The organism is Pseudomonas sp. RC10-4-2 (assembly GCF_050433085.1).
GTDB lineage: Bacteria > Pseudomonadota > Gammaproteobacteria > Pseudomonadales > Pseudomonadaceae > Pseudomonas > Pseudomonas aeruginosa.
Genome location: NZ_JBNPXX010000002.1, coordinates 582,810 through 605,751, shown reverse-complemented (window position 1 = coordinate 605,751; position 22,942 = coordinate 582,810). Strand labels below are relative to the sequence as shown.

The following is a 22,942-nucleotide window of genomic DNA, read 5'->3' as shown; positions in this document are numbered from 1 at the left end:
GCCCCACTGCCTTCGTGCAAGAAGCTTGGGGTAGACTAGCCGCCGGATTTTCCCTACGGATCGCCGCATGAGCGAAAGCGTCATCACCCAATGTCCCCATTGCAGCACCAGTTTCCGCGTCAACGACGCGCAACTGGGCGCCGCCAATGGCGCGGTCCGCTGCGGCACCTGCCTGAAAGTCTTCAACGCCCTGCAACACCAGGTCGGTGGCGCGCCGCGCGCGAACGCTCCTTCGGCAGCCGAAGCGAAGCCGGCCGCCGCTCCGCCACCCGCGCCCAGCGTCGCGGCCGCCACCTCGGCCGCGCCCCCGGCAGCGCGCCCGCGCGACGAAACCCTGTGGATCCATGACGACCTCGACCTGGACAGCCTCAACCTCGACGAGGAACTGGCCAAGCTCGACGAATTCGAGCTGAACCAGGAATTCTCCAGCATCGAGAAGGCCCCGCGACCGGCGGAAAGCCTGCTGGCGCGCCGCGACGACGAACGCGATCCACATGACGAACGCTGGGCCGAGGCGCTGATCGCCGATGCCGAACCGGCCCAGCCGGCGCGCGGCAATCCGCGCCAGGAACCGAGCCTCGGCGAACCGCTGGCGGAAGAGCGGGTATCCTTCGTGCCGCTGCGCCGCGCCGAGGATCCGCCGGAACTTCGCCTCAGCCTCGATGACGACAATGACGACGAGCCCAGCCTCGGCAAGCGCCGCCACGGCCTGAGCGCCCTGGATGAAGACGACGAGGAAAGCGCCGAGGAACAGTCCGTCGCGCCCCTGGGCAGCGCCCGCAAACCGGACGAGGCGCCGGTCGAGAGTCTCGACCAGTTGCGCGACGAGCCGCTGCAACTGGCCTGGGAGAAGCCCCGGCGCCAATGGCCGCGGCGTCTCGGCTGGCTGCTGCTGATCCTGCTGGCGCTGGGCGGTCTCGCCGCTCAGTACATCGCCTACCATTTCGACGAACTGGCGCGCCAGGACGCCTATCGCCCCTGGTTCGCCCAGCTCTGCCCGGAAATCGGCTGCACCCTTCCCTCCAAGGTCGACGTGGAGCAGATCAGGAGCAGCAACCTGGTGGTCCGCAGCCATCCCGAATTCAGCGGCGCGCTGGTGGTCGACGCGATCATCTACAATCGCGCCAGCTTCTCGCAGCCGTTCCCGCTGCTGGAACTGCGCTTCGCCGACCTCAACGGCCACCTCATCGCCAATCGCCGCTTCAAGCCCGGCGAGTACCTCGGCGGCGAGCTGGCCGGACGAACGGAAATGCCACCGCAGGTACCGATCCACGTGTCGCTGGACATCCTCGACCCGGGTCCGAAGGCGGTGAACTACAGCCTGAGCTTCCATTCCCCGGAGTGACCGGAAAGACCTCGCCGGTCGCCGCCGGGCCGCTACGCCCACCCGCTCGCGCGGAGCGCCAGGCGCAAGTGCCGCTCGTCTTCCAACTGTAAGAACTAAGGAATCGGCTGTTCAGAATTTATCCAAAACAGCCTTTATCCGGTCATCCAGAGCGGGTATCATGCCCTCCCTTTTTTCGCAGCACCGCAAGACAGGGAAGCCCCATGTCGGTGGTACGCATCGGCCCATATACACTGCCCAACAAACTGATCCTCGCGCCGATGGCCGGGGTGACCGATCGTCCGTTCCGTCAGCTTTGCCGTCGCCTTGGCGCCGGGATGGTGGTATCGGAGATGGTGACCAGCGACGTCCGCCTGTGGAACAGCCGCAAGTCGCGCCTGCGCCTGATCCACGATGGCGAGGACGAGCCGCGCTCGGTGCAGATCGCCGGCGGCGATCCGGCCATGCTGGCCGAGGCCGCGCAGCGCAATGTGGAACTCGGTGCGCAGATCATCGACATCAACATGGGCTGCCCGGCGAAGAAGGTATGCAACAAGGCAGCGGGGTCCGCCCTGCTGCGGGACGAGGCGCTGGTCGCCGAGATCCTCGTTGCCGTGGTCAGGGCGGTCGACGTACCGGTCACCCTGAAGATCCGGACCGGCTGGGACCGGGACAACCGTAACGGCGTCACCGTCGCGAAGCTCGCCGAACAGGCGGGGATCCAGGCTCTTGCGGTGCATGGCCGGACCCGCGCCGACCTGTACACCGGGGAGGCGGAGTACGAGACCATCGCGGCGATCAAGCAGGCCGTGTCGATACCGGTGTTCGCCAATGGCGACATCGATTCGCCGGAGAAGGCCAGGAAAGTCATCGAGCAGACCGGGGTGGATGCCCTGCTGATCGGTCGGGCCGCCCAGGGAAGACCGTGGATTTTCCGCGAGATCGACCATTACCTGCGGACCGGCGAGCACCTGCCGGCGGCGCCGCTTCCCGAAGTGCAGAGCATCCTGCTCGAACACCTCGCGGAGCTGCACCTTTTTTATGGGGAAGAAATGGGTGTGCGGATCGCCCGCAAGCATGTGGGGTGGTATCTCGCGACTCTGCCGGGCGCAAGGGAATTCCGCGCCCAGTTCAATCGTTTGCAGGACACGGATGCGCAGTGCGCCAGCGTCAGGCAGTTCTTCGCCGAGCGCCAGAACAACGGAACAGGGGTGGCCGCATGACAACGATGACGACCGAGACTTTAGTGAGTGGAACAACGCCCGTGAGCGACAACGCCAACCTGAAACAGCACCTCACCACGCCGACGCAAGAAGGGCAGACCCTGCGCGACAGCGTGGAGAAGGCATTGCACAACTACTTCGCCCACCTCGAAGGGCAGCCGGTCACGGACGTTTACAACATGGTGCTCTGCGAAGTCGAAGCGCCGCTGCTGGAAACCGTCATGAACCACGTCAAGGGGAACCAGACCAAGGCCTCCGAGCTGCTCGGCCTGAACCGCGGGACCCTGCGCAAGAAACTCAAGCAATACGACCTTCTTTAAGAGCGGCGGCGGGCTCCGGCCAAGGGCGCGCGTCCCGGCCGGCACCCGCGGCCGGAAGCCAGCCCTCAGGACCCTTGCAATGACCGACCAAACCACCCGCCTGCCCATCCGCCGCGCGCTGATCAGCGTTTCCGACAAGACCGGCGTCGTCGACTTCGCCCGTGAGCTGGTCGCCCTCGGCGTGGAAATCCTTTCCACCGGCGGCACCTACAAGCTGCTCCGGGACAACGGCATCTCTGCCGTGGAAGTGGCCGACTACACCGGCTTCCCGGAAATGATGGACGGTCGGGTGAAGACCCTGCACCCGAAGGTGCATGGCGGTATCCTCGGTCGCCGCGACCTGGACGGCGCGGTCATGGAGCAGCACGGCATCAAGCCGATCGACCTGGTGGCGGTCAACCTGTATCCCTTCGAGGCCACGGTGGCCAGGCCCGACTGCGACCTGCCTACCGCCATCGAGAACATCGATATCGGCGGGCCGACCATGGTCCGTTCGGCGGCGAAGAACCACAAGGATGTCGCCATCGTGGTCAATGCCGGCGACTACGCCGCCGTGATCGAATCCCTCAAGGCCGGCGGCCTGACCTACGCCCAGCGTTTCGACCTGGCCCTCAAGGCGTTCGAGCACACCTCCGCCTACGACGGCATGATCGCCAACTACCTGGGTACCATCGACCAGACCCGCGATACCCTAGGCACCGCCGACCGCGGCGCCTTCCCGCGCACCTTCAACAGTCAGTTCGTCAAGGCCCAGGAAATGCGCTACGGCGAGAACCCGCACCAGAGCGCGGCGTTCTACGTCGAGGCGAAGAAGGGCGAGGCCAGCGTCTCCACCGCCATCCAGTTGCAGGGCAAGGAACTGTCGTTCAACAACGTCGCCGACACCGACGCCGCCCTGGAATGCGTGAAGAGCTTCCTCAAGCCGGCCTGCGTGATCGTCAAGCATGCCAACCCCTGCGGCGTCGCCGTGGTGCCGGAAGACGAAGGCGGCATCCGCAAGGCCTACGACCTGGCCTACGCCACCGATAGCGAATCGGCGTTCGGCGGCATCATCGCCTTCAACCGCGAGCTGGACGGCGAAACCGCCAAGGCCATCGTCGAGCGCCAGTTCGTCGAGGTGATCATCGCGCCGAAGATTTCCGCCGCCGCCCGCGAGGTGGTCGCCGCCAAGGCCAACGTGCGCCTGCTCGAATGCGGCGAATGGCCAGCCGAGCGCGCCCCGGGCTGGGACTTCAAGCGGGTCAACGGCGGCCTGCTGGTACAGAGCCGCGACATCGGCATGATCAAGGCCGAGGACCTGAAGATCGTCACTCGCCGCGCGCCCACCGAGCAGGAGATCCACGACCTGATCTTCGCCTGGAAGGTGGCCAAGTTCGTCAAGTCCAACGCCATCGTCTACGCCAGGAACCGCCAGACCGTCGGCGTCGGCGCCGGCCAGATGAGCCGGGTCAACTCCGCACGGATCGCCGCGATCAAGGCCGAGCACGCTGGCCTGGAAGTGAAAGGCGCGGTGATGGCTTCCGACGCCTTCTTCCCGTTCCGCGACGGCATCGACAACGCGGCCAAGGCCGGCATCACCGCGGTGATCCAGCCGGGCGGCTCGATGCGCGACAGCGAAGTGATCGCGGCGGCCGACGAGGCGGGTATCGCGATGGTGTTCACTGGCATGCGCCATTTCCGCCATTGAGTATCACGGCGGCTGAGCGCGATGCGGTCAGCCGCCCTACCCACGAATTTCACGCAGGGCGGATAACGCGGCGCGTTACCCGCCGTTGCGCCAGGAGAACCCCATGAACGTACTCATCATCGGCAGCGGCGGTCGTGAACATGCCCTGGCCTGGAAAGTCGCCCAGGACCCGCGCGTGGCGAAGGTCTTCGTCGCCCCGGGCAACGCCGGCACCGCCACCGAAGCCAAGTGCGAGAACGTCGCCATCGACGTGCTGGCCCTGGAGCAACTGGCCGACTTCGCCGCGAAGAACGTCCAGTTGACCATCGTCGGTCCCGAGGCGCCGCTGGTGGCAGGCGTGGTCGACCTGTTCCGCGAGCGCGGCCTGGATATCTTCGGCCCGACCGCCGGCGCCGCCCAGCTGGAAGGCTCGAAGGCCTTCACCAAGGACTTCCTCGCCCGCCACCGGATCCCCACCGCCGCCTATCGCAACTTCACCGAGGTCGAGCCGGCCCTGGCCTACCTGCGCGAGCAGGGCGCGCCCATCGTCATCAAGGCCGATGGCCTGGCCGCGGGCAAGGGCGTGATCGTCGCCATGAACCTGGACGAAGCCGAAGCCGCCGTGCGCGACATGCTCGCCGGCAATGCCTTCGGCGACGCCGGCTCGCGCGTGGTGATCGAGGAGTTCCTCGATGGCGAGGAGGCCAGCTTCATCGTCATGGTCGACGGCCAGAACGTGCTGCCGATGGCCACCAGCCAGGACCACAAGCGCGTCGGCGATGGCGACAGCGGGCCGAACACCGGCGGCATGGGCGCCTACTCGCCGGCCCCGGTGGTCACCGCCGAGGTCCACCAGCGGGTGCTGGACGAAGTGATCTACCCGACCGTGCGCGGCATGGCCGAGGAAGGCAACGTCTATACCGGCTTCCTCTATGCCGGCCTGATGATCGACAAGAGCGGCGCGCCCAAGGTCATCGAATTCAACTGCCGCTTCGGCGATCCGGAAACCCAGCCGATCATGGTCCGCCTGGAGTCCTCCCTGGTCCTGCTGGTCGAGGCCGCCCTGGCCAAGGCGCTGGACAAGGTCGAGGCGACCTGGGACCCGCGTCCGACCGTGGGCGTGGTACTGGCCGCCGGCGGCTATCCGGGCGACTACGCCAAGGGCGAGGTCATCGAAGGCCTGGCCGAGGCCGCCGCGCTGGACGGCAAGGTGTTCCACGCCGGCACCGCGCTGAAGGATGGCCAGGTGGTCACCTCCGGAGGCCGCGTGCTCTGCGCCACCGCCATCGGCGAGAGCGTGTCCGCCGCCCAGCAACAGGCCTATCGCCTGGCCGAGAAGATCCGCTGGAACGGCTGCTTCTACCGCAAGGACATCGGCTACCGTGCCATCGCCCGCGAGCGCGGCGAGTCCTGACCGGGCCCGAGGCCGCGGGCGCTGCACGGCGCTTCCGCGGCCTATGCCGTTGCCACGGCCACTTGGCTATAATCCGGCCATTCACCTTCGAAGGGACTTCGCCGTGGTACGGCTTCGGATCGCCATAGGACTACTCGTCAGCTTCCTGCTGCTTCTGCTCGGTCCGATGTCGCCGGCGGTCGCGGACGACGCCGGCGTTTCCAGCGTTCCCCTGCAAACCACCGCCACCACCCCCAGCGTCAACCAGAACTGGCGCCTGCTGCGCGACGAGAGCGCGCAACTGCGGATCGCCGACGTCCTCCAGCGCAAGGAGCAGTTCCGCCCGCTGGCCAAGCGCTCCTTCATCTTCCCCGCCAGCCCCCAGGCGGTCTGGCTGCAGGTCCAGCTTCCCGCGCAGAAGGTGCCGAGCTGGCTGTGGATCTTCGCCCCGCGGGTGCAGTACCTGGACTACTACCTGGTGCAGGACGGCCAACTGGTGCGGGACCAGCACACCGGCGAGTCGCGACCGTTCCAGGAGCGCCCGCTGCCCTCGCGCTCCTACCTGTTCTCGCTGCCGGTCGACGGCAAGCCGATGACCCTGTACGTGCGGATGACCTCCAACCATCCGCTGATGGCCTGGTTCGACCAGATCGACGAAGCCGGCCTGGTCGGCCTGGAGAAGCCCGCCTACGCCTTCGGCATGCTGCTCGGCGGCATGCTCCTGCTGCTGATGTACAACCTGATCCGCTTCGCCTACTCGCGCAGCGCCAGCAGCCTGTGGCTGGCGGCGGTGCACGCGGCGCTGGCGGTCTGCGCCGCGGCGAACCTGGGGCTGGTGGCGTTCTGGCTGCCGGGACTCAAGTTCAACCAGTCGCTGACCGCCGACCTCGGCGCCCTCGGCGCCGCGGTGAGCCTGCTGTGGTTCGCCTGCAGCTTCTTCCGCGGCACTGCGGAAAGCCGCCTGAACCGCCTCCTGCAAGGCGAGGCGCTGTTGATCCTGGCGGTCGGCGCGATCATCGCCTTCACCCAGCAACTCTGGTTCAGCTGGCTGATCTACCTGCTGGTGATCCTCAGTTCGCTCAGCGTCCCGCTGATCGCGGCCTGGCACTGGTATCGCGGCTACCAGCCGGCGCGCCTGATCGTTGCCGGGATGATCGTGTTCAACGCCGGCTTCATGGTGTTCCTGCCGGTACTGTTCGGCACCAAGCAACTCGATCCGGGCTGGCTGGTGCTCGGGGTGTTCAGCTTCGCCACCCTCGCCGGGCTGGTCCTGAGCGTCTCGCTCACCGAACGCCAGCGGCTGATCCAGCAGCTCAACCTGCAACAGCGCACCAGCGAGGCGGCGCACACCGCGGAATTGCAGACCAAGGCCGAGTTCCTGGCCAAGATCAGCCACGAGATCCGCACGCCCATGAACGGCGTGCTGGGCATGACCGAACTGCTCCTCGGCACCCCGTTGTCGGCGAAGCAGCGCGACTACGTGCAGACCATCCACAGCGCCGGCAACGAGCTGCTCACGCTGATCAACGAGATACTCGACATCTCCAAGCTGGAGTCCGGGCAGATCGAGCTGGACGAAGTGCAGTTCGACCTCAACGCGCTGATCGAGGACTGCCTGGATATCTTCCGGGTCAAGGCCGAGCAGCAGCGCATCGAGCTGATCAGCTTCACCCAGCCGCAGGTGCCGCGGGTCATCGGCGGCGATCCGACGCGCCTGCGCCAGGTGGTCCTGAGCCTGCTGGACAACGCGTTCAAGCAGACCGAGGAAGGCGAGATCCTGCTGGTGGTGGCCCTCGACGACCAGGGCGAGACGCCACGCCTGCGCATCGCCGTGCAGGACAGCGGCCACCCGTTCGACGCCAAGGAGCGCGAGGCGCTGCTCACCGCCGAGCTGCACAGCGGCGACTTCCTTTCCGCCAGCAAGCTCGGCAGCCACCTCGGCCTGATCATCGCCCGCCAACTGGTGCGGCTGATGGGCGGGGAGTTCGGCATCCAGTCCGGCAGCAGCCAGGGCACCACCCTGTCGCTGACCCTGCCGCTCGACCCGCAGCAGCTGGAGAACCCCACCGCCGACCTCGACGGCCCGCTGCAGGGCGCCCGGCTGCTGGTGGTGGACGACAACGAAACCTGCCGCAAGGTGCTGGTGCAGCAGTGCAGCAGCTGGGGCCTGAACGTCAGCGCGGTGTCGTCCGGCAAGGAGGCGCTGGCCCAGTTGCGCACCAAGGCGCACCTGCGCGAGTACTTCGACGTGGTCCTGCTCGACCAGGACATGCCCGGCATGACCGGCATGCAACTGGCGGCGAAGATCAAGGAAGACCCCAACCTCAACCACGACATCCTGCTGATCATGCTCACCGGGATCAGCAACGCGCCGAGCAAGATCATCGCCCGCAACGCCGGGATCAAGCGCATCCTGGCCAAGCCGGTGGCCGGCTACACGCTGAAGGCGACCCTCGCCGACGAACTCGCCCAGCGCGGCGTCAGCGGCGTCACCAACTACCTGCAACCGGCCAAGGAAGCGCAGGCGCCGAGCCTGCCGAGCGACTTCCGGATCCTCGTCGCCGAGGACAACAGCATCTCCACCAAGGTCATCCGCGGCATGTTGAACAAGCTCAACCTCCAGCCGGACACCGCCAGCAACGGCCAGGAGGCGCTCAGCGCGATGAAGGCGACCCAGTACGACCTGGTGCTGATGGACTGCGAGATGCCGGTTCTGGACGGCTTCTCCGCCACCGAGCAGCTCCGCGCCTGGGAAGCCCACGAACAGCGCCCGCATACCCCGGTGGTGGCGCTCACCGCGCACATCCTCAGCGAACACAAGGAACGCGCGCGGCTGGTCGGCATGGACGGGCACATGGCCAAGCCGGTGGAGCTGTCGCAATTGCGTGAGCTGATCGCCTACTGGGTCGGCGAACGCGATCGCCGCCGCCAGGGCGACGCCCTGCCCTCCTGAGGGCAGCGACGTGCTCCGGCGCTGCACCCGGCCTCCGCCACGGCGGATAACCGCACGCGGTTATTCGCCCTACGCCCCGGTGGTCCCGACTCCCGTAGGGCGCATGACGCCAACGGTTATCCGCCGATACCGCCACTTCCGCCACGGCGGATAACCGCACGCGGTTATTCGCCCTACGCCCCGGTGGTCCCGCCCCTGTAGGGCGCATGACGCCAACGGCGTTATCCGCCGATACCGCCACTTCCGCCACGGCGGATAACCGCACGCGGTTATTCGCCCTACGCCCCGGCGGTCCCGGCTCCCGTAGGGCGCATGACGCCAACGGCGTTATCCGCCGACATCCGGCCTCGTTGTCACATGCCACGCGAACCGGCATATTGCCAACCCGCCGGACATCGCACCGGCCCGTCGCACGCTATGCTCATGCCCACACCCGGACCGGAAGCGCCTCCATGCATTTGCTGTTCAGCGTCTACCTGAAGATGCTGGTGCTCTATAGCCCCTTCTTCGTGCTGTCCTGCTTCATCAGCCTCAGCCGCGGCTTCGGCCCGCGCGACCGCAAGCGCATGGCCTGGCGGGTGGCCCTGGCGGCGCTGATCGCCAGCGTCGCGCTGTACCTGTTCGGCCGCTACATCTTCATCCTCTTCGGTATCACCGCCGACGCCTTCCGCATCGGCGCCGGCAGCGTGCTGTTCATCTCCGCGCTGGGCATGGCCCAGGGCCGCGCGGCGGTGCAGAGCGACAACGTGCAGCAGGACGTGACCATCGTCCCGCTGACCATTCCTCTCACCGTCGGCCCCGGCACCATCGGCGCGCTGCTGGTGATGGGCGTCGGCCAGGGCTGGGAGGCCAAGCTGATCTCCCTGGTGGCGATCTTCCTCGCCTGCCTGACCCTCGGCACCACGCTCTATCTTTCCGACCGCATCGAACGCCTGCTTGGCGACCAGGGGCTACAGATCGTCAGTCGCCTGATGGGCCTGTTCGTCTGCGCACTGGCGGCGCAGATCATCGTCACCGGCCTGAAGGGTTCGCTGTTCCCAGGCTGAGCGCACCAGCCTGAGGCGGACGCCCTGGATGCCGCGCCCTGACGCACCGCGGTGGTGCCAGGACGGAGCGACGGCGTACCCATGGACGCGCCGCCGGCGGCAAGGAGGGAGGTCAGCGCGACGCCTCCCCTTCCGGAGCCCACGGCGCCTTCTCCGTCGATATCCGGCGAAAACCCGTTGAAAACGCAGCCTTCCCCGGCATAGCCAGACCTGCTCGGCATGCTTCCCCGGCGACTCGCGGCGCCTTTTCGCCGACCGATACCGGCCAGCGCCAAGAAGAGGCACAGCCTTTGCTCTGGAGCCTCGACGAAGAGATCCAGGCCGCAGTGCGCACCCCGCCGTCCACCGGACGGATGCCCGACGACAAGCACGACGCCTCCTGAAAACTGCCGCCCCGACCGCTGGTGAATGGAGAACAACACCAATGAAACGTCGCAGTCTGCTCAAGGCCTTCACGCTGTCCGCGTCCATCGCTTCCATGGGCCTGTCCTGGTCCATCCAGGCCGCCGAAACCATCAAGGTCGGCATCCTCCACTCGCTGTCCGGGACCATGGCGATCTCCGAGACCTCGCTGAAGGACATGGCCCTGATGACCATCGACGAGATCAACGCCAAGGGCGGGGTCAACGGCAGGAAGCTGGAGGCGGTGGTGGTCGATCCCGCGTCGAACTGGCCGCTGTTCGCGGAAAAGGCCCGCCAGTTGCTGACCCAGGACAAGGTCGCGGTGGTCTTCGGTTGCTGGACCTCGGTGTCGCGCAAATCGGTGTTGCCGGTGTTCGAGGAACTCAACGGATTGCTGTTCTACCCGGTCCAGTACGAGGGCGAGGAACTCTCGCCGAACGTCTTCTATACCGGCGCGGCGCCGAACCAGCAGGCGATCCCGGCGGTGGAGTACCTGATGAGCGAGGACGGCGGCGGCGCCAGGCGCTTCTTCCTGCTCGGCACCGACTATGTCTACCCGCGCACCACCAACAAGATCCTGCGCGCCTTCCTGCACAGCAAGGGCGTGGACGACAAGGACATCCAGGAGGTCTACACGCCGTTCGGCCACAGCGACTACCAGACCATCGTCGCCGACATCAAGAAGTTCGCCGCAGGCGGCAAGACCGCGGTGGTCTCCACCGTCAATGGCGACTCCAACGTGCCCTTCTACAAGGAACTGGCCAACCAGGGCCTGGAAGCCACCGAGGTGCCGGTGGTGGCCTTCTCCGTAGGCGAGGAAGAACTGCGCGGCATCGACACCAAGCCGCTGGTCGGCAACCTCGCGGCATGGAACTACTTCGAGTCGGTGAGCAATCCGGTCAACGAGAAGTTCGTCGCCGACTGGAAAGCCTACGCCAAGGCGAAGAACCTGCCGAACTACGGCACCGCGGTGACCAACGACCCCATGGAAGCCACCTACGTCGGCATCCACATGTGGGCGCAGGCCGTGGAAAAGGCCGGCAGCACCGAGGTCGACAAGGTTCGCGAGGCGATGGCCGGGCAAAGCTTCAAGGCGCCATCCGGCTACACGCTGGTCATGGACAAGAGCAACCACCACCTGCACAAGCCGGTGATGATCGGCGAGATCCAGGACGACGGCCAGTTCGAAGTGGTCTGGAAGACCCCCGAGCCGCTTCGCGCGCAACCCTGGAGCCCGTTCATCCCGGGCAACGAGAAGAAGCCGGAGCATGCGCTGAAGAGCAACTGAGTTCTGCCGTGAAGAACCCTGCCCCCCTGACCAGGCGTTCCCATGAACGGAACGGGAACGCCCCGGTCGCGCGCCTAACGGCCCCCTCGTCCTTCAGGGAGAGGGCGGGGGACCGGCCATACCGCACGTCGCCCAGGAACCCCAGCATGCCCCTTGCCCTCCTCACCCGCCCGCTCCATGCCTGTGTCCTGGTCCTGGCCGCCCTTCTCGCGGTGACGGCCTACGCCGGACCGGCGCAGGACTTCGCCGCTGCCGACAACGGCGGTCGCGCCCACCTGCTCGAACACTGGGCGGCGACGCCCGACGCCGATCGCCTGGCCTTTCTCGAAGCGCTGCGCCACAACCGCATTGCGCTGGACAGCCGCCAGCAGCCATTCATCCTCGGCGCCGACCAGCGTTTCCAGGCCGCCGAAGGCGACGCCCTGCCGGACGGCGAGCCGAAGCCGCTGCGCCTGAACAATCGCCTGCGCGGCCTGCTCAACACCGCCCTGGCCAGCCACCAGTTGGTGGCCAACGAAGTGCCGCTGCGGCAGGCCGCCGCGCAGCAGTTGCAGAAAACCGCCAAGGCCGCGCAACGGCCGCTGCTCGAAGCGCGCCTGCGGATCGAGAGCGACGCTGGCGTGAAGGAAGCCCTCGGCCTGGCCCTGGCCAACCTGCAACTCGGCGATCCCGACCCGGCGCTACGCCTTTCCGCCGTGCGCCTGCTCGGCGAGTCCGGCGATCCGCTGGCGCGAACCCGCCTGGAGAACCTGCTCGACCCGGCGGTGGAACCGGAGGAAGGCGTGCGCATCGCCGCCGCCACCAGCCTGGCCCAGGTCAAGCGCCGACTGCTGGTCGGCGACCTGCTCGGCCAGGCCTTCAGTGGCCTGTCGCTGGGCTCGATCCTGCTGCTCGCGGCGCTCGGCCTGGCGATCACCTACGGCCTGCTCGGGGTGATCAACATGGCCCACGGCGAAATGCTCATGCTCGGCGCCTATTCCACCTACGTGGTGCAACTGCTGTTCCAGCGCCTGGCGCCGGAATGGCTGGCGCTCTACCCGTTGCTGGCGCTACCGGTGGCGTTCTGCGTCAGCGCCGCCATCGGCATGGCCCTGGAGCGCACGGTGATCCGCCATCTCTACGGCCGGCCGCTGGAAACCCTGCTCGCCACCTGGGGCATCAGCCTGGTGCTGATCCAACTGGTGCGGATGCTGTTCGGCGCGCAGAACGTCGAGGTAGCCAACCCGGCCTGGCTGTCCGGCGGCATCCAGGTGCTGCCGAACCTGGTGCTGCCGTGGAACCGCATCGTCATCATCGGCTTCGCCCTGTTCGTGCTGCTCCTCACCTGGCTGCTGCTGAACCGCACGCGGCTCGGCCTGAACGTCCGCGCGGTGACCCAGAACCGCAACATGGCGGCCTGCTGCGGGGTGCCCACAGGGCGCGTGGACATGCTCGCCTTCGGTCTCGGCTCGGGCATCGCCGGGCTCGGCGGGGTAGCCCTGTCGCAGGTCGGCAACGTCGGCCCGGACCTCGGCCAGGGCTACATCATCGACTCCTTCCTGGTGGTGGTGCTCGGCGGCGTCGGCCAGCTCGCCGGCAGCGTCCTCGCCGCCTTCGGCCTCGGCGTGGCGAACAAGATCCTCGAACCGCAGATCGGCGCGGTGCTGGGCAAGATCCTGATCCTCGCGCTGATCGTCCTGTTCATCCAGAAACGCCCGCAGGGACTGTTCGCCCTGAAAGGGAGGGTCATCGATTGAACCAGCCACTCACCGTCACCCTCGCCCGCCGGGCCGGCGGCCGCGTCACCGCTATCGCGCTCGGCGCAGCCTTCGCCACGCTGCTGGTCATGCCGCTGCTGCACCTGCTGCCGGCGGACAGCGCGCTGCACCTCTCGGCCTACAGCCTGACCCTGACCGGCAAGATCCTCTGCTACGCCATCGTCGCCCTCGCCCTCGACCTGGTCTGGGGCTACGCCGGCCTGCTGTCCCTCGGCCACGGGCTGTTCTTCGCCCTCGGCGGCTACGCCATGGGCATGTACCTGATGCGCCAGGCCTCCGGCGACAGCCTGCCGGCGTTCATGACCTTCCTTTCCTGGAACGAACTGCCCTGGTACTGGGCCGGCACCCAGCACTTCCTCTGGGCGCTGTGCCTGGTGGTGCTGGTGCCCGGCGCGCTGGCCTTCGCCTTCGGCTACTTCGCCTTCCGCTCGCGGATCCGCGGCGTGTACTTCTCGATCATGACCCAGGCCCTGACCTTCGCCGGCATGCTGCTGTTCTTCCGCAACGAGACCGGTTTCGGCGGCAACAACGGCTTCACCGACTTCCGCAGCATCCTCGGCTTCCCGATCACCGCGCCGGGCACCCGCGCCGCCCTGTTCCTCGCCACCGTCGCGCTGCTCGCGGCCAGCCTGCTGCTCGGCTGGCGCCTGGCGCGAAGCAAGTTCGGCCGGGTCCTCACCGCGCTGCGCGACGCCGAGAACCGCCTGATGTTCTGCGGCTACGACCCGCGCGGCTACAAGCTCTTCGTCTGGACCCTGAGCGCGGTGCTCTGCGGCCTCGCCGGCGCGCTGTTCGTGCCGCAGGTGGGGATCATCAACCCCAGCGAGATGTCGCCGACCAACTCCATCGAGGCCGCCGTCTGGGTCGCCCTCGGCGGACGCGGCACCCTGCTCGGCCCGCTGCTCGGCGCCGGCGTGGTGAACGGCGCGAAGAGCTGGTTCACCGTGGCCTTCCCGGAATACTGGCTGTTCTTCCTCGGCGCGCTGTTCATCGTCGTCACCCTGTACCTGCCGCGCGGCCTGCTCGGCCTGCTGCGCAAGGAGAAGGAGCAATGAGGACCACCCCGCACCTGATGCTCGAACCGGCCTTCCACCCCGGCCTCGATACCGCCGGCAGCGGCCGCGACGCCATCGGCCTGGGCGCCGCCACCAGCGGCCGGCTGGACGCGCGCCACGGCACCATCCTCAGCCTGGAAGACATCAACGTCAGCTTCGACGGCTTCAAGGCCCTGCGCGACCTGACCCTGTACATCGGCGTCGGCGAATTGCGCTGCATCATCGGCCCCAACGGCGCCGGCAAGACCACCCTGATGGACGTGATCACCGGCAAGACCCGCCCGCAGAGCGGTACCGCGTATTTCGGCGACACCCTCGACCTGACCCGCATGAGCGAGGTGCAGATCGCCCAGGCCGGGATCGGCCGCAAGTTCCAGAAGCCCACGGTGTTCGAGGCCCTGAGCGTGTTCGAGAACCTCGAACTGGCGCAGAGGGCCGACAAGTCGGTGTGGGCCAGCCTGCGCGCGCGGCTCGACGGCACGCAGAGGGAACGCATCGAGGAGGTGCTCGCCACCATCCGCCTGCTGGAGTCGCGGCAGCGTCCGGCGGGTTTGCTGTCCCACGGCCAGAAGCAGTTCCTCGAGATCGGCATGCTGCTGGTGCAGGAACCGCAGTTGCTGCTGCTCGACGAGCCGGTGGCGGGCATGACCGATGCCGAGACCGAATTCACCGCCGAGCTGTTCAAGTCCCTGGCGCGCAAGCACTCGCTGATGGTGGTGGAGCACGACATGGGTTTCGTCGGCAGCATCGCCGACCATGTCACCGTGCTGCACCAGGGCCACGTGCTGGCCGAAGGCTCGCTGGCGGAGGTACAGGCCGACGAACAGGTGATCGAGGTCTACCTCGGTCGCTGACGCCAGCCATCCGCTCGGCGGGTAGCGCCTGCCAAGTGGCGCCCGTCGCGTAGGGCGAATGACCGCTCGCGGTTATCCGCCGAGCCAGGTTGGGAATCGCAGTGAAGAACCATCACGGGACAAATGGAAGAGAACCATGCTGCAAGTCGACAAGCTCCACCAGTACTACGGCGGTAGCCATATCCTCCGTGGCCTGAGCTTCGAGGCGAAGGTGGGCGAGGTGACCTGCCTGCTCGGTCGCAACGGGGTGGGCAAGACCACCCTGCTGCGCTGCCTGATGGGCCTGGTCCCGGCCCGCGAGGGCCAGGTCGCCTGGGAAGGCCGTTCGCTCACCGGACTCAGGCCGCACCAGCGGGTCCGCGCCGGGATCGCCTACGTGCCGCAGGGACGGGAAATCTTCCCCCGGCTGACGGTGGAAGAGAACCTGCTGATGGGACTGTCCCGTTTCAGCGCCAGGGACGCCCGGGCGGTGCCGGACTTCATCTACGAGCTGTTCCCGGTCCTGCACGAAATGAAACAGCGCCGCGGCGGCGACCTCTCCGGCGGCCAGCAGCAGCAACTGGCGATCGGCCGCGCCCTGGCCAGCCAGCCGCGACTGCTGATCCTCGACGAACCCACGGAAGGCATCCAGCCTTCGGTGATCAAGGAGATCGGCACGGTCGTCCGCAGCCTGGCGGCGCGCGGCGACATGGCGATCCTGCTGGTCGAGCAGTTCTACGACTTCGCCGCCGAACTGGCCGACCAATACCTGGTGATGGCGCGCGGCGAGATCGTCCAGCAGGGCCGCGGCCGCGACATGGAGAGCGAGGGCGTGCGCGGACTGGTGGCGATTTGAACGGACTGGGACACACTGCCGCTGGCGCAACCGGGGCCTGCGCTGGCAATCTCTATGCCCTCGTCTTTCCGCAGGAGGTCGAAATGACCGTCACTCTGCGCCCGGCCGTCCAGGCCGACGCGGGCTTCGCCGCGCTCTGCGTCGCCGCCGCCTATGCCCCGTGGATCGCGGTGATCGGCCGCAAGCCCTGGCCGATGACCCAGGACTACCACGAGGTGATCGCCAGCGACCGGGTCCTCATCGCCGAGCACGACGGCCAGCCGGTCGGCCTGCTGGTGACGCGGGAAACCGCCGACGGCTTCCTCGTCGACAACCTCGCCGTGCTTCCCGAATGCAAGGGCCAGGGCATCGGCCGACAACTGCTGGAGCGTGCCGAGCGCGACGCGACGAGCCTCGGCTACCGCTCGCTGTACCTCTACACCAATGAGCGGATGACGGAAAACATCGCGCTCTACGCCAGGGTCGGCTACCTCGAATACGAACGCCGCCAGGAAGAGGGATTCCGCCGCGTGTTCATGCGCAAGGCCCTGGCCTGACCCGACCGATGACCGCCGCCCTCCCCGACCTGAGCTTCCACCCCGCCTGGCACGCCCAACTGGAGCTGGCCTACGCCCGCGCCGGCGACGCCACCCGCCCGGTGACGCGGCGCCACGCCGGACCGCTGCGGGTGCAGAAGCACCTCTACGCCGAAGGCCCGGAAGTCTGCCAGCACATCCTCGTGCATCCGCCCGGCGGCATCGCCGGCGGCGACAGCCTGGCCTTCGACGTGCGCCTCGGCGAACGCGCCTGGGCCCAGCTCACCAGCCCCGGCGCGGCCAAGTGGTACCGCGCCGCCTGCCCGGCGCGGCAGACCCTGGAGATCCACCTGGAGCCCGGCGCCACCCTGGAATGGCTGCCGCAGGAAAGCATCGTCTTCGCCGGCGCCCAGGCCGAACTGGAAACCCATATCCAGCTGCGCGGCGACGCCCGCCTGTTCTACTGGGACATGGTCGCGCTCGGCCGCCCGGCCAGCGGCGAGCGCTTCGCCAGCGGCCACTTCGTCGCGGCCCTGGACATCCGTCGCGACAACCGCCTGCTCTGGCACGAGCGCCAGCGCATCGACGGCGGCGACCGCCTGCTCGACTCGCCGATCGGCCTCGCCGGGCATCCGGTGCTGGCGACCCTGGTCGCCAGCGGCGAGATCGACACCGACCTGCTGCAACGCTGCCGCGCGCTCCCCTGCGCCGGCCGCGGCAACCTCAGCCAGTTGCCCGGCGGCCTGCTGGTGGCGCGCTGCCTGGCCGACGAGGCGCTGCACGCGCGAGCCTGGCTGATCGAACTCTGGCGCCTGCTGCGGCCGGCGCTGCTCGGCCGCGAGGCCGTTCCCCCACGCATCTGGAGTACCTGAGATGGACTTGTCCCCCCGCGAGAAAGACAAGCTGCTGATCTTCACCGCCGGCCTGCTCGCCGAGCGCCGGCTGGCACGCGGTCTCAAGCTGAACTACCCGGAGGCGGTGGCGCTGATCTCCGCCGCCCTGCTGGAGGGCGCGCGCGACGGCCGCAGCGTCGCCGAGCTGATGCACTACGGCACCACCCTGCTGAACCGCGAGCAGGTGATGGAGGGCGTGCCGGAGATGATCCCGGACATCCAGGTGGAGGCCACCTTCCCCGACGGCACCAAGCTGGTGACCGTCCACCAGCCCATCGCCTGAGGCCGGCCATGAGCGCTTCGATCCGCGACGCCGGCGTCGCCGACCTGCCCGGCATCCTCGCCATCTACAACGACGCCGTGGGCAATACCACGGCGATCTGGAACGAAACCCCGGTGGACCTGGCCAACCGCCAGGCCTGGTTCGACACCCGCGCCCGCCAGGGCTACCCGATCCTGGTGGCGAGCGACGCCGCCGGCGAAGTGCTCGGCTACGCCTCCTACGGCGACTGGCGGCCCTTCGAGGGCTTCCGCGGCACCGTCGAGCACTCCGTCTACGTGCGCGACGACCAGCGCGGCAAAGGCCTCGGCGTGCAACTGCTGCAGGCGCTGATCGAACGTGCGCGGGCCCAGGGCCTGCACGTCATGGTGGCCGCCATCGAAAGCGGCAATGCCGCCTCGATCGGCCTGCACCGGCGCCTCGGCTTCGAGATCAGCGGGCAGATGCCGCAGGTGGGCCAGAAGTTCGGCCGCTGGCTCGACCTGACCTTCATGCAACTGAACCTCGACCCGACGCGCAGCGCGCCCTGAGCCCCAAGGAGCCCCCATGATCCCCGGTGAATACGACATCCAGCCCGGCGATATCGAACTCAACGCCGGCCGCCGCACCCTCGCCCTGAGCGTGGCGAACACCGGCGACCGGCCGATCCAGGTCGGCTCGCACTACCACTTCTTCGAGGTCAACGACGCCCTCGCCTTCGACCGTCCGGCCACCCGTGGCATGCGCCTGAACATCGCCGCCGGCACCGCGGTGCGCTTCGAACCGGGGCAGAGCCGCGAGGTGGAGCTGGTGGAAATCGGCGGCGGACGGCGGGTATACGGCTTTGCCGGGCGGGTGATGGGGGACCTCTAGGGCCCCACTGGCCAGGTTCGACCAAAGACAGCGAACACCGACGATCGCCAAAGGAGCGTTCGATGAAAATCAGCAGACAAGCCTACGCCGACATGTTCGGCCCCACCGTCGGCGACCGCGTGCGCCTGGCCGACACCGACCTGTGGATCGAGGTGGAACGGGACTTCACCGTCTATGGCGAGGAAGTGAAGTTCGGCGGCGGCAAGGTCATCCGCGACGGCATGGGCCAGAGCCAGCTGGGCGCGGCGCAGGTGGTCGACACGGTGATCACCAATGCGCTGATCCTCGACCACTGGGGCGTGGTCAAGGCCGACGTCGGTCTCAAGGACGGGCGCATCCAGGCCATCGGCAAGGCCGGCAACCCGGACATCCAGCCCGGGGTGAACATCGCCATCGGCGCCGGCACCGAGGTGATCGCCGGCGAGGGCATGATCCTCACCGCCGGCGGCATCGACACGCACATCCACTTCATCTGCCCGCAGCAGATCGAAGAGGCGCTGATGAGCGGGGTCACCACCATGATCGGCGGCGGCACCGGCCCCGCCGCCGGGACCAACGCCACCACCTGCACCTCCGGTCCCTGGCACATGGCGCGGATGCTCCAGGCCGCCGACGCCTTCCCGATGAACATCGGCTTCACCGGCAAGGGCAACGCCAGCCTGCCGCTGCCGCTGGAGGAGCAGGTGCTCGCCGGCGCCATCGGCCTGAAGCTGCACGAGGACTGGGGCAGCACCCCGGCGGCGATCGACAACTGCCTGGAGGTCGCCGAGCGCCACGACATCCAGGTGGCGATCCACACCGACACCCTCAACGAATCCGGCTTCGTCGAGACCACCCTCGGCGCCTTCAAGGGCCGCACCATCCACACCTACCACACCGAGGGCGCCGGCGGCGGCCACGCACCGGACATCATCAAGGCCTGCGGCTTCGCCAACGTGCTGCCCAGCTCGACCAACCCGACACGGCCGTTCACCCGCAATACCATCGACGAGCACCTGGACATGCTGATGGTCTGCCACCACCTCGACCCGGCCATCGCCGAGGACGTGGCCTTCGCCGAGTCGCGCATCCGCCGCGAGACCATCGCCGCCGAGGACATCCTCCACGACCTCGGCGCGTTCAGCATGATCAGCTCCGACAGCCAGGCCATGGGCCGGGTCGGCGAAGTGATCACGCGCACCTGGCAGACCGCCGACAAGATGAAGCGCCAGCGCGGCCGCCTCGACGGCGACGGTGCGCGCAACGACAACTTCCGCGCCAGGCGCTACATCGCCAAGTACACCATCAACCCGGCGATCACCCACGGCATCAGCCATGAAGTGGGCTCCGTCGAAGCCGGCAAGTGGGCCGACCTGGTGCTCTGGCGCCCGGCCTTCTTCGGCGTCAAGCCGAGCCTGATCCTCAAGGGCGGGGCCATCGCCGCCAGCCTGATGGGCGACATCAACGGCTCGATCCCCACGCCGCAGCCGGTGCACTACCGACCGATGTTCGCCAGCTACGCCGGCAGCCGTCACGCGACCAGCCTGACCTTCGTCAGCCAGGCCGCCTTCGCCGCCGGCGTACCGCAGCAGCTCGGCCTGCGCAAGGCCATCGGCGTGGTCAGCGGCTGTCGCGGTGTGCAGAAGACCGACCTGATCCACAACGGCTACCTGCCGACCATCGAGGTCGACGCACAGAACTACCAGGTACGCGCCGACGGCCAGTTGCTCTGGTGCGAACCGGCGGACGTGCTGCCGATGGCGCAGCGCTATTTCCTGTTCTGATTCCCACGCGACGGGTCCCGGCGCCACGCCGGGACGTCGACCGCTCCGTTCGGACAGCTTGGCTTGTCGGCGCTAGCGGCGACAATGGCGCCTACCCGTAGCCGCCGGCAGTCCGTCCATGTCCTCCCGCCAATCGTCCCGCAACGCTTCCACCCCGTATCTGGCCAAGGCCTTCCAGGCAACGGCCATCGTCGTGGTGAGCTACTTCCTCTACTGGACCTACCAGCTCTACCAGTACGGCGAGATTCCCATCAGCAAGAAGGACGTGATGCTGCGCCAAGCCATCCTCGCGCGCTTTCCGGCGGACTACGAGGTGGAGATCAAGGGCGCCGACCTGCTCGGCTTCGGTGAGAAATTCCTGGTCGCCTACGGCAATCGGCGCTTCGTCGGCAAGGCCTTCGCCATGGACGACCAGGTCATCGAGCGCCTGGAGCGGAACCAGGGACGGACCAACCTGCCGCTGGTGAAGGTGTTCTACATCGCCGAACCCGGCCTCCTCTCCTCGCTGCTCAACCTCTCCCCGTTCCTGGATATCCAGAAGAACATGGTCGAGCTGAGCCTCCGGGAATACCGGAAGATCCAGTTGGTCCCCTTCGATCCGGACGCGAAGCGGAAACCGCGCGAGCAGTTCGAAACCGATTATGCCTTCCCCCAGCTGTTCAGCCTCAGCCAACTGGAAGTCGCCGACTACGACGGCGACGGCCGCGACGAACTGCGCCTGGGCTACCTGTCCTACGCCGGCGGTTCGGGAGGGACGCGCTGGTCGGTGATCTACGACCTGAAGGACGGCGCGCTGACCGCCCATTCCGGCTATCCGGAAATGCTCGACATCGACGTCGCCCGGTTCATCCAGGCGGTCAACCTGTACGCCGGCCTCGACGGCACCCTGCCACGCGACCAGCGTCAGCTGGAAGACGTGGTCGGCCGAGGCAGCGAGCGCTTCGCGCTGACCGCCGCGGAGCGCCAGGCACTGGTCGCCGACCCGCCGCAGCGGGACGACTACGCCAGGGTCCTGATGAGCCTTTCGCCGCGCTCGCCCTACGCCCCCGATCGCTTCATCGACCTCGGCGACGGCAGCCGACTGAGCCTAGCCCCGCGCCATACCGACGATTACTCGACCTTCCTCGACATCGGCGGGAAGAAAATCTTCGTCGAAGCCTTCTACGTCGACGACGACGCCTGCCACTGGTGCGAGCATCGCTGGCGAGTGATGGCTTTCCATTACGACGACGGTCGCTGGATCTCGGACCGCACCATCAACGGCGACAGCTTCAACGGGCAATGGCTGCGCAACGCGGAGCCGCTGGGCCTCAACGACGTTTTCGGTACCTACCGCGACCAGGGCCCGGCGGGCCTGGCCTGGTCCTTCATCGACCCGCGCTGGACCGCCTCCAGCCAGCATGACATGGACGATCCGCTGGGCGTGGGAATGCGCACCCTGTCGCCGGTGGAGCAATGGGTGAAGGAACGCTATCGGGAAAACTGAGGCAGGCCTTCAGCGCAACTGGCTGTCCTTGCTGCCGCGGCGGTTGTAGCCGCTGAACTTCGCCTGTTCCCTGTCGTGCTCGGCCTGGCAGTTGACGCACAGGCGCACGCCGGGAATCGCTCGGCGCCGCGCTTCGGGGATAGTCGCGTCGCACTCTTCGCAATGGGTCAGGCTCTCGCCACGAGGCAACTGGCTGCGCGCACGAGCGATGGCATCCTCGATCGTGCTGTCGATCTGTTCCTGCACCGCACCGTCGTTCGCCCACCCGCTGGCCATGACTGACTCCTCTGGCTGAAACCCTGGAACCTCCAGATATGGGCGTTCGCCCGCGGCTTTGCAAGGGCGGCGCGACCATCGGCCTGGCGTGGCACAATCGCCAGCCAAGCCTGGAGGTACACCGCATGATGGGACCGTTCCGCCGCCTCGCCCACCTGATCGACCAGGGCCGCCAGCTCGACGCCGCGCTCGCCGGCGATCCGTTCGCTCTGCCGGCGCCGGAGGACCGCTATAGCGTCCGGCAACTGCACGGCCTGTATCCGCGCCGTCATCCCGGTCTCTACGCACCGCTGCTCGGCAGCCTGGCGCTGCTGCTCGGTGCCGCGCCGCTGGGTCTTGCCGCGCTGCGCCTGGCATTGCCGGAGGCTCCTTTGCGGCCGCTGGGCTGGCTCTCCGCCCTGCCGCTGCTGGCGGCCTGGCTGTGGCTGATCGCCCTGCTCTCCCGTGGCGCCAGCCTCGGCCCGCGCCTGGCCCGCGACGCCAGCCTGCTGCTGGTCGCCACCGGGCTCCTGCTGCGCCTGGCCAGCGGCGAGACGTCGGGCCTGGTGGCCCTCGGCGGCGGCGCCTGTGCCTGGCTGCTGTTCAACAGCCGGGCGATGCAACGCTACATGGAACTGGTCTACGCCCAGCGCCTGTACCGCGCCCAGTCGGCCAACCGCCCCGGTTCGGCGCAGCGGCGCCTGGCCAACCAGGCCGCCTACCGCGAACGCAAGCGACGCGAGCGCTCCGGGCGATCCTGAACCAGACTGTCGCCCTGCGAC

21 protein-coding genes are annotated in these 22,942 nt (G+C 67.9%); 20 read left to right on the top strand and 1 reads right to left on the bottom strand.

All coding sequences use genetic code 11. The features are described from left to right. Positions 1 to 67: 67 nt before the first annotated feature. From FHW81_RS10695 to FHW81_RS10605, 19 genes are all read left to right on the top strand, one after another. On the top strand, positions 68 to 1,345 hold the full coding sequence (locus FHW81_RS10695; RefSeq protein WP_046638600.1) for a DUF3426 domain-containing protein: 1,278 nt from the start codon (positions 68 to 70) through the stop codon (positions 1,343 to 1,345). A gap of 203 nt (positions 1,346 to 1,548) precedes the next feature. Next, positions 1,549 to 2,547, top strand: coding sequence for a tRNA dihydrouridine synthase DusB (gene dusB, locus FHW81_RS10690; RefSeq protein WP_106120549.1), 999 nt, complete (start codon positions 1,549 to 1,551; stop codon positions 2,545 to 2,547). Then, a complete protein-coding gene (gene fis / locus FHW81_RS10685) occupies positions 2,544 to 2,867 on the top strand; it encodes a DNA-binding transcriptional regulator Fis (RefSeq protein WP_003121116.1) in 324 nt (107 codons plus the stop codon). Before dusB ends, fis begins: the two co-directional genes overlap by 4 nt. 79 nt (positions 2,868 to 2,946) lie before the next feature. Next, positions 2,947 to 4,554 (top strand): bifunctional phosphoribosylaminoimidazolecarboxamide formyltransferase/IMP cyclohydrolase, encoded by a 1,608-nt coding sequence (gene purH / locus FHW81_RS10680; protein ID WP_106120548.1) that lies wholly within the window; start codon positions 2,947 to 2,949, stop codon positions 4,552 to 4,554. A 103-nt stretch (positions 4,555 to 4,657) separates the two neighbouring features. Next, a complete protein-coding gene (purD, locus tag FHW81_RS10675; RefSeq protein WP_003121117.1) occupies positions 4,658 to 5,947 on the top strand; it encodes a phosphoribosylamine--glycine ligase in 1,290 nt (429 codons plus the stop codon). 103 nt (positions 5,948 to 6,050) lie between these two features. After that, entirely contained in the window at positions 6,051 to 8,879 is a 2,829-nt protein-coding gene (gene retS / locus FHW81_RS10670; protein WP_106120547.1) for a hybrid sensor histidine kinase/response regulator RetS, read from the top strand. A 452-nt stretch (positions 8,880 to 9,331) separates the two neighbouring features. After that, entirely contained in the window at positions 9,332 to 9,925 is a 594-nt protein-coding gene (locus tag FHW81_RS10665) for a MarC family protein (protein WP_003095417.1), read from the top strand. Positions 9,926 to 10,349: 424 nt separating this feature from the next. Continuing rightward, on the top strand, positions 10,350 to 11,615 hold the full coding sequence (gene urtA, locus FHW81_RS10660) for an urea ABC transporter substrate-binding protein (protein ID WP_003105144.1): 1,266 nt from the start codon (positions 10,350 to 10,352) through the stop codon (positions 11,613 to 11,615). 146 nt (positions 11,616 to 11,761) lie between these two features. Then, positions 11,762 to 13,351 (top strand): urea ABC transporter permease subunit UrtB, encoded by a 1,590-nt coding sequence (gene urtB / locus FHW81_RS10655; RefSeq protein ID WP_003105141.1) that lies wholly within the window; start codon positions 11,762 to 11,764, stop codon positions 13,349 to 13,351. Beyond that, positions 13,348 to 14,427 carry an urea ABC transporter permease subunit UrtC gene (gene urtC / locus FHW81_RS10650; protein WP_003112319.1) on the top strand — a complete coding sequence of 360 codons (1,080 nt, stop codon included), beginning with the start codon at positions 13,348 to 13,350 and terminating at the stop codon, positions 14,425 to 14,427. Before urtB ends, urtC begins: the two co-directional genes overlap by 4 nt. Further along, positions 14,424 to 15,281: an urea ABC transporter ATP-binding protein UrtD gene (urtD, locus tag FHW81_RS10645; protein WP_003105136.1), complete on the top strand. Its 858-nt coding sequence runs from the start codon at positions 14,424 to 14,426 to the stop codon at positions 15,279 to 15,281. The genes urtC and urtD overlap by 4 nt, the downstream gene beginning before the upstream one ends. Before the next feature lie 136 nt (positions 15,282 to 15,417). Beyond that, entirely contained in the window at positions 15,418 to 16,116 is a 699-nt protein-coding gene (gene urtE, locus FHW81_RS10640; RefSeq protein ID WP_031690020.1) for an urea ABC transporter ATP-binding subunit UrtE, read from the top strand. A gap of 83 nt (positions 16,117 to 16,199) precedes the next feature. Then, positions 16,200 to 16,652, top strand: coding sequence for a GNAT family N-acetyltransferase (locus FHW81_RS10635; RefSeq protein ID WP_003095437.1), 453 nt, complete (start codon positions 16,200 to 16,202; stop codon positions 16,650 to 16,652). Positions 16,653 to 16,660: 8 nt separating this feature from the next. Further along, complete coding sequence (locus FHW81_RS10630) at positions 16,661 to 17,503, top strand: urease accessory protein UreD (protein ID WP_106120546.1); 843 nt, start codon at positions 16,661 to 16,663, stop codon at positions 17,501 to 17,503. Position 17,504: 1 nt separating this feature from the next. Next, positions 17,505 to 17,807, top strand: coding sequence for an urease subunit gamma (locus FHW81_RS10625; RefSeq protein WP_003099389.1), 303 nt, complete (start codon positions 17,505 to 17,507; stop codon positions 17,805 to 17,807). A gap of 8 nt (positions 17,808 to 17,815) precedes the next feature. Next, entirely contained in the window at positions 17,816 to 18,334 is a 519-nt protein-coding gene (locus FHW81_RS10620) for an L-methionine sulfoximine N-acetyltransferase (RefSeq protein ID WP_003099390.1), read from the top strand. A gap of 16 nt (positions 18,335 to 18,350) precedes the next feature. After that, positions 18,351 to 18,656, top strand: coding sequence for an urease subunit beta (locus FHW81_RS10615; protein WP_003095450.1), 306 nt, complete (start codon positions 18,351 to 18,353; stop codon positions 18,654 to 18,656). Positions 18,657 to 18,718: 62 nt separating this feature from the next. Next, a complete protein-coding gene (gene ureC / locus FHW81_RS10610; protein WP_003099392.1) occupies positions 18,719 to 20,419 on the top strand; it encodes an urease subunit alpha in 1,701 nt (566 codons plus the stop codon). A 118-nt stretch (positions 20,420 to 20,537) separates the two neighbouring features. Then, complete coding sequence (locus tag FHW81_RS10605; protein ID WP_003095457.1) at positions 20,538 to 21,905, top strand: hypothetical protein; 1,368 nt, start codon at positions 20,538 to 20,540, stop codon at positions 21,903 to 21,905. Between the two features lie 9 nt (positions 21,906 to 21,914). On the opposite strand, the gene FHW81_RS10600 is transcribed toward FHW81_RS10605, so the two are convergent. Then, the gene (locus tag FHW81_RS10600; protein ID WP_003099395.1) at positions 21,915 to 22,181 is read right to left on the bottom strand and encodes a DksA/TraR family C4-type zinc finger protein; all 267 of its coding nucleotides are present in this window, start codon (positions 22,179 to 22,181) and stop codon (positions 21,915 to 21,917) included. A 125-nt stretch (positions 22,182 to 22,306) separates the two neighbouring features. On the opposite strand from FHW81_RS10600, the gene FHW81_RS10595 reads away from it, so the two are divergent. Continuing rightward, a complete protein-coding gene (locus FHW81_RS10595; protein WP_003121124.1) occupies positions 22,307 to 22,921 on the top strand; it encodes a hypothetical protein in 615 nt (204 codons plus the stop codon). The last annotated feature ends 21 nt before the right edge of the window (positions 22,922 to 22,942 follow it).

Bases quoted from the DNA above. Each gene is read 5' to 3' on its own strand.
- purD (WP_003121117.1), top strand. From the start codon at position 4,658: ATGAACGTACTCATCATCGGCAGCGGCGGTCGTGAACATGCCCTGGCC.
- FHW81_RS10595 (WP_003121124.1), top strand. From the start codon at position 22,307: ATGATGGGACCGTTCCGCCGCCTCGCCCACCTGATCGACCAGGGCCGC.
- FHW81_RS10625 (WP_003099389.1), top strand. From the start codon at position 17,505: ATGGACTTGTCCCCCCGCGAGAAAGACAAGCTGCTGATCTTCACCGCC.
- dusB (WP_106120549.1), top strand. From the start codon at position 1,549: ATGTCGGTGGTACGCATCGGCCCATATACACTGCCCAACAAACTGATC.
- fis (WP_003121116.1), top strand. From the start codon at position 2,544: ATGACAACGATGACGACCGAGACTTTAGTGAGTGGAACAACGCCCGTG.
- FHW81_RS10615 (WP_003095450.1), top strand. From the start codon at position 18,351: ATGATCCCCGGTGAATACGACATCCAGCCCGGCGATATCGAACTCAAC.
- urtB (WP_003105141.1), top strand. From the start codon at position 11,762: ATGCCCCTTGCCCTCCTCACCCGCCCGCTCCATGCCTGTGTCCTGGTC.
- urtD (WP_003105136.1), top strand. From the start codon at position 14,424: ATGAGGACCACCCCGCACCTGATGCTCGAACCGGCCTTCCACCCCGGC.
- urtE (WP_031690020.1), top strand. From the start codon at position 15,418: ATGCTGCAAGTCGACAAGCTCCACCAGTACTACGGCGGTAGCCATATC.
- urtA (WP_003105144.1), top strand. From the start codon at position 10,350: ATGAAACGTCGCAGTCTGCTCAAGGCCTTCACGCTGTCCGCGTCCATC.
- FHW81_RS10635 (WP_003095437.1), top strand. From the start codon at position 16,200: ATGACCGTCACTCTGCGCCCGGCCGTCCAGGCCGACGCGGGCTTCGCC.
- ureC (WP_003099392.1), top strand. From the start codon at position 18,719: ATGAAAATCAGCAGACAAGCCTACGCCGACATGTTCGGCCCCACCGTC.
- FHW81_RS10600 (WP_003099395.1), bottom strand. From the start codon at position 22,181: ATGGCCAGCGGGTGGGCGAACGACGGTGCGGTGCAGGAACAGATCGAC.
- FHW81_RS10695 (WP_046638600.1), top strand. From the start codon at position 68: ATGAGCGAAAGCGTCATCACCCAATGTCCCCATTGCAGCACCAGTTTC.
- FHW81_RS10605 (WP_003095457.1), top strand. From the start codon at position 20,538: ATGTCCTCCCGCCAATCGTCCCGCAACGCTTCCACCCCGTATCTGGCC.
- FHW81_RS10630 (WP_106120546.1), top strand. From the start codon at position 16,661: ATGACCGCCGCCCTCCCCGACCTGAGCTTCCACCCCGCCTGGCACGCC.
- purH (WP_106120548.1), top strand. From the start codon at position 2,947: ATGACCGACCAAACCACCCGCCTGCCCATCCGCCGCGCGCTGATCAGC.
- FHW81_RS10620 (WP_003099390.1), top strand. From the start codon at position 17,816: ATGAGCGCTTCGATCCGCGACGCCGGCGTCGCCGACCTGCCCGGCATC.
- FHW81_RS10665 (WP_003095417.1), top strand. From the start codon at position 9,332: ATGCATTTGCTGTTCAGCGTCTACCTGAAGATGCTGGTGCTCTATAGC.